This window comes from Pseudarthrobacter sp. CC12 (genome assembly GCF_039907755.1).
GTDB lineage: Bacteria > Actinomycetota > Actinomycetes > Actinomycetales > Micrococcaceae > Arthrobacter > Arthrobacter niigatensis.
In genome coordinates, this window is sequence record NZ_JARDJH010000001.1 from 298,485 (window position 1) to 307,530 (window position 9,046).

Below are 9,046 nucleotides of genomic sequence, written 5' to 3' on the forward strand. Positions count from 1 at the left end.
AGGGCGACGTGGGGGCTTCGCGCCGATAACTAGCGTGTGACTGCGGAACGGTCATATGACGGAGAGAGAGAAATATGGCTCACACCGCTCTAGGCTTAACCGTATGATCCGGCTACGTCAGCTGGCCCAGGCGGCCTCAGTGCTTACCACCCCCTTGGCGCCGGAAGACATTCTGGCCCTGTTCAACCCTGTCTACTCGGCTCGCCAGCTTCGGGGCGTGGTCACCCGCGTGGTGCAGGAAACCGCGCAGTCGGCAACCATCTTTTTCCGCCCCGGCCGCGGGTGGAAGGCGCACCTGGCGGGGCAGTGGGCCCGCATCGGCGTCGAGCTCGACGGCGTGCGGCACTGGCGTTCCTACTCCCTTAGCGCTCCCGCAGGCAAGGATCCTGCCATCACCGTCACCGACGTCGGCGCAGTGTCCGGCACGCTGGTGCGCACCACCAAGCCCGGCGATGTCCTGTTCCTGGCTCCGCCGCAGGGCGACTTCGTCCTTCCGGAGCACCCCCGCCCCCTTCTCATGGTCACCGCCGGCAGTGGCATCACTCCGGTGATGTCCATGATCCGCACCCTTGTGCCGCGGCGTCCGGATGCCGACGTCGTGCTGGTCCACTCCGCACGCACCCCGGGTGACAGCCTGTTCCGTGAAGAGCTGGCCGAGCTCGCGGACCAGTTCCCCAACTTCCGCCTGGCGCACTGGTACACCGGTGAACAGGGCCGCATGGACTTCTCCAGCACCAAAGAGTTGGACGAGATCTGCCCCGACTGGAAGGAACGGGCGGCCTACGCCTGCGGCCCGGACAGCTTCCTGGACGACGCCGAGGCCCTCTGGAAGCGCGCCGCCCTGACCACCAGGGCACCCGGAACCGACGTCGCCGTTGCCGGAGACGCCGGCAACCTCATGATCGAACGGTTCAACACCACCTTCAACGCCGGCGTAGGGCACGACGGCGGCCTGGTCACCTTCGAAGCATCCGACCGGGAGGTGGAAGCCGACGGCGACACCCCCATCCTGGACATCGGCGAGGACGCCGGGGTGCTGATGCCCAGCGGCTGCCGGATGGGCATCTGCCACAGCTGCCTCACACCGCTCCTGGCGGGGCAGGTCCGCGACCTGCGGACCGGGGAAATCCACGGGGAACCAGGCCAACTCATCCAAACGTGTGTCTCGGCAGCCGCCGGACCCGTCAACCTCGAAATCTGAGGAGCACCACGGAATGTCTGTAATCACACCAAGCAAGGTCACCCCCGCGGGAAGCTCGAGAACCCGGCCCGGGAAGCTTGCCGAATCCGGCAGCCCCGCCGTCCGGCCCCCCGCAGCCGCACACCTCAGCGATGAGCAGGTAGCGGAGCTGGGCCGTGAGCTTGACGCCATCCGGGACGAGATCCTGGGCAAGCGCGGCGCGGAGGACGCCGCCTACATCCGCCGGATGATCAAGATCCAGCGTGGACTGGAGATTTCCGGCCGCGCCGCCCTCCTGGTCAGCAAGAACAAAGCCGCCTGGGTCGCGGGGACCACCCTGCTCAGCCTGGCCAAGATCCTGGAAAACATGGAGCTGGGCCACAACATCCTGCACGGCCAGTGGGACTGGATGCGGGACCCGGACATCCACTCCACCACCTGGGAATGGGACTTCGTCACCCCCTCGCGGTCCTGGCAGCACACCCACAACGACCTGCACCACCGGTGGACCAACGTGGTGGGCAAGGACAACGACGTCGGATACAACCTCCTGCGCATGGACGAGAACCAGCCGTGGAAGCCCATCAACCTGGCCAACCCGTTGTTCAACGCCATCCTGGCGCCGGTTTTCGAGTGGGGCATCGCCATCTACGACCTCGAGCTGACCGAGTACAAGGAAGGCACCAAGTCCAAGGAAGCCCTGCTCAAGGACCTCAAGGCGCTGGGCAAGAAGGTCGTAACCCAGTTCACCAAGGACTACGCGGCCACTCCTGCCGTCGCCATGCTGACCGGATCCGCCAAGCAGGCGCTGTTCGGCACGATCACTGCCAACGCCATCCGCAATGTCTGGGCCCACGCGGTCATCTTCTGCGGCCACTTCCCGGAAGGAACCGACACCTTCACCGAAGAGATGGTGGACGGCGAAACCCGCGGTGACTGGTATGTCCGGCAGATGATTGGCTCAGCCAACATCTCAGGCTCGAAATTCATGCACCTTATGACGGGCAACCTCTCGCACCAGATTGAGCACCACCTCTTCCCGGACCTGCCCTCCAACCGGTACGCGGAGGTGGCGCCGAGGGTCCGTGAGATCTGCCAGCGCTACGGCCTGAAGTACACCACCGGTCCGCTGCTGAAGCAGGTGGGCTCGTCCTGGGCCAAGGTCTTCAAACTGGCGCTGCCTGGAAAGCCTGCCCGGGCCTAGATTCCCATTGACGCAGAAGTGGCCCGCCGTCTGGCAGGGCCACTTCTGCGTTTTGTGCCTGCTACCGCCGGGTGGCGGGAGCCAGGAGCATATGGTCAAGCTTGGGCAGTGCGTGCCGGAGCCGGTGGCCGGCGCGGTCAAGGATCTCTTCGGCCTGCGACAACTCCGTGTCAGCGAGTTCGATCCGTGCCGAACCCTGGAGGCGGTGGCCGGACCACCGCAGCTGCAGGTTTCCTACCGCGAGGACGCCCGGCGTCTCCTCCAGTGCCAGCTGTGCGCGCGAAACCAGGTCTGGTTCGATGCCATCCATGAGCCGCCGGCCGATGCTCCGGACGGTGCCCCAGAGCAGCACCATGATGGCTGCTGAAATGACCAAGCCAACGATGGGGTCCGCCAGCGGAAAGCCGAGCATGACGCCGACGGCGCCGATCACCACAGCCAACGAGGTGAAACCGTCGGTCCGGGCGTGCACGCCGTCGGCCACCAGCGCTGCGGAACCGATCCTGCGGCCGACCCGGATGCGGTAAATGGCTACGGCCTCGTTTCCTGCAAAGCCGATAAGGCCCGCGGCCATGACCCAGCCCAGGTTCTGGAGCGGCTGGGGATGGATCAGCCGGTCCACCGACTGCCAACCGGCCACGACGGCGGAGAGCGCCACCACAGCCACGATGAACAGGCCGGCCAGGTCCTCTGCCCGGCCGTAGCCGTAGGTGTACCGGCGGTTGGCGGCCCTGCGCCCGAGGATGAAGGCAACCCACAGGGGCACCGCGGTCAGGGCATCGGAGAAGTTGTGGATGGTGTCCGCCAGCAGGGCCACCGAGCTGCTGAACAGGACCACCAGGAACTGCAGCACGGTGGTGGCCAGCAGCACGAACATGCTGATCTTCAGCGCACGGATGCCCTCGGTGCTGGCTTCCATCGCGTCGTCAATGGAGTCTGCGGCGTCGTGCGTGTGCGGCACGAACAGTTCGAACAGCCAGCCCTTGAACCCGGAATGGTGATCGTGATCGTGGTCGTGGTCGTGGTCGTGGTCGTGGTCGTGGTCGTGCCCGTGGGTGTGTGTTGACTCCTGGTGCGGCCGGCTCATGTGGCACTCCGTTGCGCGGTGTGGTTGGCGATCCGGTGGTGGGCCGGTTCCCCGCCGAGGGCATGCTCGGCCTGGAAAATCGCGTCGGCCACCAGCTGCCGGGCATGTTCGTTCTCCAGCCGGTACATCACCCGGGTTCCGTCCTGGCGGGTAGACACCATTCGTGCCAGCCTCATTTTTGCCAGGTGCTGGGATACGGCGGCGGGAGATTTGCCCACAACGTCCGCAAGGGCGCCCACCGCCATCTCCCCCTCGCGGAGCGCAAGGACTATGCGCACCCTGGTGGCATCGGCCAGCATGGCGAACACCTCCACGGCCAGCTCCACGTACTGGCTGTCGGTGCCCAAGGCGCAAGCATTCTTATCTGCATTCATGCGCATATAGTGTCATACCTTCGGCCGTGGTGCACACGGATCCACGGCTCCCCCTGGGCGACCGGCAGTAGGAAGGGCGCGCGTCCGACGGCGGCAACGCGCCGCCGTCGGGCGCCGTTCCGCCGCCGAGGCGTTCTGCCGCGCGGCCGGCGGGCTCAGCAGTGCGATTTGCCGGGTAGGTGCGGCTCCCCTGAGGCGGCCGCCGCCGGGCACAGCTGCCCGGCGAGCTCCTTCAGTTCCCTCGGATGGAAGGGTTTGGTGAGGTAGCCGGCGGCCCCGGACGCCATGCCGGCAAGGACGTCGTCCTCCTCGGAGCGGGCGGTGAGGAACAGCAGGGGCGCGGTGGTGAGGTTTCCGATGGCTTGCGCCACGACGTGCCCGTCCATATCCGGAAGGCCAAGGTCCAGGGTGACCAGGGCGATGGCGGGATCGGCCGCTGCGGCGATGCCCTCCGCGCCTGTGGCCACGGCGGTGACCTTGAAGCCCGCATGGGCAAGGACAACGGAGATCAGGCCCCGGATATCGTCGTCATCTTCTACGACAAGGCAAACACGCTGCTGTTCCAAATTGAGCCCCCCGGCGAAAAGTTGGCACCATTCTACTGGGCGGGCGGGGATGCAGCAGGCCGCGGGGCCTAGCCGTCGTAATGGGTGCGCGCAGGCCCTTGGCCCAGGGCGTTCACCACGGCCGCGGCCACATCGTGGAGCTTGGTGTTGCGGGTGCTCGACGCGGTCTTCAGGATGGCGAAAGCGTCCTCCTGGCTGCACCGGTTCTGGGCCATGATGATGCCCACCGCCATGTCGATTACCGTGCGGGACTCAAGGGTGGCGCGGAGGTTCGCCGCCGTCTCGCTGTAATGCGCAAAGCGCACTGCAAGGCGGAGCGCCAGGGATGTTTGGCTGACAAAATCCTCGGCGAACTTCAGTACCCGGCCCCCGAAGCGATGGGCTCGGCGGGAGTACAGCAGCAGTGCTGCCTTGGTTTCACCTTCGAGCCGGAAGGGAAGGGCGGCAACCGACCGGACCCCCTTCGCCAGGACGGCAGGGGAGTAGTCTGGCCAGCGCCCGTCGTCGTCGAGGTCCGGCGCGTGGACAGTCTCCTGCGCTGTGAATGCGGTCAGGCTCGGAGTCTCGGCGAACCTGTGCTCGAGCCGTCCAATGGACTTTGCCTCGGGGCTGCTGCTGGCTATCGTCGCTGTCTTCCGCTGCCGGAGCAGGGTAATGGCGCACAGCATCTCGTCGCCGGGCTCGGAAAGGTTACGTGCGGACACCTGTGCCAGTTCGTTGAGGAAGTCCTCAACGTCGGAGCTGTTGAGGACCAGTTCATGCAGGTGTTCGGTGATGGATGTATCGGTTTTTGCTGTTGACTCGCCGGCCACGGTTTCTTGGTGCCATTCGTTCAGGTCAAAACGAGCCTGCAACACATAGGCGGCCCCACAGTTGGGCGGGGAGCCGGTGATGGTCGCTGGATCGACGAACTTTCCAACGGCCTGCTGCTAAACCGATAACCAGAGTATATACATTCCCCGGTGGGGCGAATCCCATTCCCGCGCCAGCCGTAACACCGGTTGCTGGCGCCGGACAGGGGCCAACCGGCACAATGAAGCGGGATCCGGTGCTGCCTCCGACTGGACCATAGACCGTGCTCCCGCTGCGGAAGGACAGGAACATGAGCAGGCTCCTTATCATCGGCCCACCGGGCTCCGGCAAGGGAACGCAGGCCGGGCACCTGGCGCGGCATTTCAAGGTCCCGGCCGTGTCCACCGGGGACATCTTCAGGAGCAACGTCAGGCGGAAGACGGACTTGGGGAACCAGGCCGCCCGGTACCTCGATGACGGCCATTTCGTCCCGGACCACCTCACCAACGCGCTGGTGAAGGACCGGCTCCTGGAAAGCGATGCGATGAAGGGATTCCTGCTGGACGGCTATCCACGCACCGCCCCGCAGGCATTGGAACTGGATAGCATGCTCGCGGACCACGGCCACGTGCTGGACGCTGTCATCGAACTGACGGCGCCGGACGCTGAACTGGAGGAGCGGATGCAGCGGCGTGCCCTGGAGCAGGGCCGCACCGATGACACGATCGACGTTTTTCGGCGCAGGCTGGATCTCTACCGCCGGCAGACCCATGAAGTAGTGTCGGTGTACGCGGGGCGGGGCATCCTGGTGTCCGTCAACGGCATCGGCGATCCGGGCGGGATTACCGCAGCGGCAATTGCCGCCGTCGAACAGTTCCTTGCAGCCCCGCGCCCTCCGTCCTGACCGAAACACCGCACGGTGAACGCACTCCAACAGAAGGAAACACTGATGAGAATTGCCGTTACAGGCGGAACCGGAAAACTGGGACGGCACGTGGTGCGCCGGCTCACCGACGACGGCCACCAGGTCCTCACCCTGGACCGGGCAGGTGAACGCAGCCCCGAACTCCTGGTGGTGGACCTGCGCAACTACGGGCATGTTGTGGACGCCCTGCTGGGGGTGGACGACCGGCATGAAGGGTTCGACGCCGTAGTGCACCTGGGTGCCATTCCGGCCCCGGGCATCCTTCCGGACGCAGCAACCTTCGAGAACAATATGCTGTCCACCTACAACGTCTTCCAGGCCGCGCGGCGCGCCGGGATCAAGAAGGTGGTGTACGCCTCCAGCGAGACCGTGCTGGGGCTTCCGTTCGACATCGACCCGCCCTACATTCCCGTGGACGAGGAATACCCGCCGCGGCCGGAAAGCACGTACTCCCTGGTGAAGACCCTGGAGGAGCGGATGGCCGTGGAAATGACGCGGTGGGACCCGGAGCTGAGCATCACGGGCCTGCGGTTCTCCAACGTCATGGATGAAGCCGACTACGAAAAGTTCCCCTCCTTCGACGCCGACCCGACGCTGCGGAAGTGGAACCTGTGGGGCTACATCGACGGCCGGGACGGCGCCCAGGCAGTAGCCCGGGCGCTGGAGAACGCCAAGCCGGGGTTCGAGGCCTTCATCATCGCCAATGCCGACACCGTGATGAGCCGTTCCAGCGCCGGCCTCGCCGCCGAGGTGTTTCCCGGCGTCAAGGTCACCAAGGAACTGGGCGAGCACGAAACGATGCTTTCCATCGACAAGGCGCGCCGGCTGCTGGGCTACGAGCCCGAGCACAGCTGGCGGAACCACGCAGCAGGCGGCCCGGGCGCCGGGGAGGACCAGGCCTAGGACCAGGCACGCAGCAAACGGTCCGAAGGCCAGCCAGGGGTTGGCACGGGATCGTCCAAGGAGCCGGAAGCCGTGAGCTTCCGGCTCCTGTCCGGTTCACTGCCGGCTCCTACTGGCCGCCGCCGTGGCCGCCGGCCGTCCTTCCGGCCCGGTGATGGAGCGAACGGCCTTACATGGGGATAATCTTCAGGCTAGGCATTCACACAGCACGCCCATCCGGCGTGCACTCACCAGGGCGCAGGGACGGGCAGCACATTGGCACAGAAATCAGCAGGTTCCGCAGCCGCGGGGGCTAAGTCCGGCAGGTGGCACGCCTTCCATGAAAAGTTCGTGGTGGAGGAACGCTACGTCGATGCCGCCGACCGGCGCCGACTTTACCGGGCATCGGTCATCCTGGCCGTCGTGGGGCTGGCGCTCTTCATTGCCACACTGGTCAGCGTGCTGCAGGCGGACGGCCTCACCGTCGCGGACCACCCGGTGCATGACTGGCTGCTCACAACCCGCTCAGCCGCACTTACCGCCTTCATGATCTTCCTGGCCATATTCTTCGGCCCCATCGCGCTGCCCATCATCGTGCTGGTGGTGATCCTCATCTGGGGATTCGCAGCCAAGCATGCCTGGCGCCCCATCCTGCTGGCGTCCGCGATGCTGGCAGGGGTGATCGTCTCCCAGATCATCCTGCACATCGTCCAGCGCTCGCGGCCGCCGGTGGACCAAATGCTGTTCGGCGCGGACCAGACCTTCTCCTACCCGTCCGGGCACGTCCTGGGGGCCTGCGATTTCCTGCTGGTGGGCGCCTACCTGATCTTCTCCCGGCGCCGGAACCCCCGGGCAGCGGTGTTCGGATTCATCGGGGCCGGGATCGGGATCATCCTTGCCATCGTCAGCCGGCTCTACCTGGGCTACCACTGGCCCACCGACACCCTGGCATCCTTCTCGCTGTCGCTGCTCATCCTGGGCGGAGTCATCGCCCTGGATACCTGGCGGACGGCAAGGATTCCGGGCGAACCGGTAACGGGGGAGCTCTCCAAGGAAGAATCCGGCCTGGACTAAGGCCGCCCGCGGAGCCGCGTCACTGCGGCCGGGACCTTGCCCGCTTCAGGGCCCGGTGCAGTTCCACATTCGCTGCCTCCAGTTCCAGGACCTTGGCAATGCCCGCCAGGTTCAGCCCCTCCTCAAGGAGTTCCCCGATCCGCTGCAGGACGGCGATATCGTCGTCGCTGTACTGCCGGGTACCGCCGGCCGTCCTGGAGGGCGTCAACAGCCCCCGTGTCTCGTAAAGCCTGATGTTCTGCTGCCCGGTGCCCGTGAGCTCCGCGGCCACCGAAATGGCGTAAAGGGCCCGCGAACCGGGCGGACGCGCGGGCCGCCCCGCCCCAGGATCTGCCATCTGTACTCCCAAAATTCGTTCCGGCCGGTGCCTTGCTTCAGTTTTCCACGAGTGCTATAAAAAATCTATATTCACTGCCATAGATTGGGTGGCAATGGACAGAAGACGCAGATCCATCACCTTGGAAGCTGAAGGAGTGGGAAATGATGTTGATGCGTACCGACCCGTTCCGTGAGCTGGACCGGCTCACGCAGCAGGTCTTCGGAACCGCCGCGCGTCCGGCCGCGATGCCCATGGACGCCTGGCAGGAGGACGGCGAATTCGTCGTGGCGTTCGACCTTCCCGGCGTGAAGGTGGACTCGCTTGACCTGAACGTTGAACGGAACGTCCTGACCGTGCGGGCCGAGCGACAGGACCCCACGCAGCCCAATGTGGAGCTCGTGGCCTCGGAACGTCCCCGCGGCGTATTCAGCCGCCAGTTGATCCTGGGTGACACCCTGGATACCGAGAAGATCAAGGCCAGCTACGACCAAGGTGTCCTCACCCTGCGGATTCCGGTTGCCGAACAGGCCAAGCCGCGCAAGATCGAGATCCAGACCCAGCAGGGCGGGATGCAGGAGATCAATACATAGGTTCTTCCCGCGGGCCCCTGCCCATCCCGGCAGGGGCGCCGGTGGAACAGGAG

General features: G+C 65.7%; 12 protein-coding genes. 7 read left to right on the forward strand and 5 right to left on the reverse strand.

Features of this window, described 5'->3' with window-relative positions:
• Positions 1–103 precede the first annotated feature (103 nt).
• On the forward strand, positions 104–1,201 hold the full coding sequence (locus tag PV772_RS01405; protein WP_141159311.1) for a ferredoxin reductase: 1,098 nt from the start codon (positions 104–106) through the stop codon (positions 1,199–1,201).
• A gap of 13 nt (positions 1,202–1,214) precedes the next feature.
• Complete coding sequence (locus PV772_RS01410) at positions 1,215–2,384, forward strand: acyl-CoA desaturase (RefSeq protein ID WP_141159312.1); 1,170 nt, start codon at positions 1,215–1,217, stop codon at positions 2,382–2,384.
• 61 nt (positions 2,385–2,445) lie between these two features.
• Here PV772_RS01410 and PV772_RS01415 read toward each other — a convergent pair whose 3' ends face one another.
• From PV772_RS01415 to PV772_RS01425, 3 genes are all read right to left on the reverse strand, one after another.
• Complete coding sequence (locus PV772_RS01415) at positions 2,446–3,471, reverse strand: cation diffusion facilitator family transporter (protein WP_347885149.1); 1,026 nt, start codon at positions 3,469–3,471, stop codon at positions 2,446–2,448.
• Positions 3,468–3,845: a metalloregulator ArsR/SmtB family transcription factor gene (locus PV772_RS01420; protein ID WP_141159314.1), complete on the reverse strand. Its 378-nt coding sequence runs from the start codon at positions 3,843–3,845 to the stop codon at positions 3,468–3,470. The genes PV772_RS01415 and PV772_RS01420 overlap by 4 nt, the downstream gene beginning before the upstream one ends.
• A 155-nt stretch (positions 3,846–4,000) precedes the next feature.
• On the reverse strand, positions 4,001–4,366 hold the full coding sequence (locus PV772_RS01425) for a response regulator (protein WP_347885173.1): 366 nt from the start codon (positions 4,364–4,366) through the stop codon (positions 4,001–4,003).
• On the opposite strand from PV772_RS01425, the gene PV772_RS01430 reads away from it, so the two are divergent.
• Positions 4,334–4,483: a hypothetical protein gene (locus PV772_RS01430; RefSeq protein ID WP_347885174.1), complete on the forward strand. Its 150-nt coding sequence runs from the start codon at positions 4,334–4,336 to the stop codon at positions 4,481–4,483. The genes PV772_RS01425 and PV772_RS01430 overlap by 33 nt on opposite strands.
• Here the strand turns inward: PV772_RS01430 and PV772_RS01435 are convergent.
• Positions 4,480–5,223, reverse strand: a complete 744-nt coding sequence (locus tag PV772_RS01435) for a GAF and ANTAR domain-containing protein (RefSeq protein WP_141159316.1) — start codon at positions 5,221–5,223, stop codon at positions 4,480–4,482. The genes PV772_RS01430 and PV772_RS01435 overlap by 4 nt on opposite strands.
• A 290-nt stretch (positions 5,224–5,513) precedes the next feature.
• On the opposite strand from PV772_RS01435, the gene PV772_RS01440 reads away from it, so the two are divergent.
• From PV772_RS01440 to PV772_RS01450, 3 genes are all read left to right on the forward strand, one after another.
• Positions 5,514–6,107 (forward strand): adenylate kinase, encoded by a 594-nt coding sequence (locus PV772_RS01440; protein ID WP_347885150.1) that lies wholly within the window; start codon positions 5,514–5,516, stop codon positions 6,105–6,107.
• A gap of 45 nt (positions 6,108–6,152) precedes the next feature.
• Entirely contained in the window at positions 6,153–7,031 is an 879-nt protein-coding gene (locus PV772_RS01445) for an NAD(P)-dependent oxidoreductase (protein WP_307358402.1), read from the forward strand.
• A 255-nt stretch (positions 7,032–7,286) separates the two neighbouring features.
• A complete protein-coding gene (locus PV772_RS01450) occupies positions 7,287–8,084 on the forward strand; it encodes a phosphatase PAP2 family protein (RefSeq protein WP_141159319.1) in 798 nt (265 codons plus the stop codon).
• A gap of 19 nt (positions 8,085–8,103) precedes the next feature.
• Here PV772_RS01450 and PV772_RS01455 read toward each other — a convergent pair whose 3' ends face one another.
• Positions 8,104–8,421: a MerR family transcriptional regulator gene (locus tag PV772_RS01455; protein WP_141182482.1), complete on the reverse strand. Its 318-nt coding sequence runs from the start codon at positions 8,419–8,421 to the stop codon at positions 8,104–8,106.
• A gap of 146 nt (positions 8,422–8,567) precedes the next feature.
• Between PV772_RS01455 and PV772_RS01460 the strand changes: the two genes are divergently transcribed.
• On the forward strand, positions 8,568–8,993 hold the full coding sequence (locus PV772_RS01460; RefSeq protein ID WP_141161466.1) for an HSP20 family small heat-shock protein: 426 nt from the start codon (positions 8,568–8,570) through the stop codon (positions 8,991–8,993).
• The last annotated feature ends 53 nt before the right edge of the window (positions 8,994–9,046 follow it).

What these genes read in the sequence shown, in the direction of transcription:
- PV772_RS01405 (WP_141159311.1), top strand. Translation starts at nt 104, where the DNA reads ATGATCCGGCTACGTCAGCTGGCCCAGGCGGCCTCAGTGCTTACCACC.
- PV772_RS01410 (WP_141159312.1), top strand. Translation starts at nt 1,215, where the DNA reads ATGTCTGTAATCACACCAAGCAAGGTCACCCCCGCGGGAAGCTCGAGA.
- PV772_RS01415 (WP_347885149.1), bottom strand. Translation starts at nt 3,471, where the DNA reads ATGAGCCGGCCGCACCAGGAGTCAACACACACCCACGGGCACGACCAC.
- PV772_RS01420 (WP_141159314.1), bottom strand. Translation starts at nt 3,845, where the DNA reads ATGAATGCAGATAAGAATGCTTGCGCCTTGGGCACCGACAGCCAGTAC.
- PV772_RS01430 (WP_347885174.1), top strand. Translation starts at nt 4,334, where the DNA reads ATGGGCAAGGACAACGGAGATCAGGCCCCGGATATCGTCGTCATCTTC.
- PV772_RS01440 (WP_347885150.1), top strand. Translation starts at nt 5,514, where the DNA reads ATGAGCAGGCTCCTTATCATCGGCCCACCGGGCTCCGGCAAGGGAACG.
- PV772_RS01445 (WP_307358402.1), top strand. Translation starts at nt 6,153, where the DNA reads ATGAGAATTGCCGTTACAGGCGGAACCGGAAAACTGGGACGGCACGTG.
- PV772_RS01455 (WP_141182482.1), bottom strand. Translation starts at nt 8,421, where the DNA reads ATGGCAGATCCTGGGGCGGGGCGGCCCGCGCGTCCGCCCGGTTCGCGG.
- PV772_RS01460 (WP_141161466.1), top strand. Translation starts at nt 8,568, where the DNA reads ATGTTGATGCGTACCGACCCGTTCCGTGAGCTGGACCGGCTCACGCAG.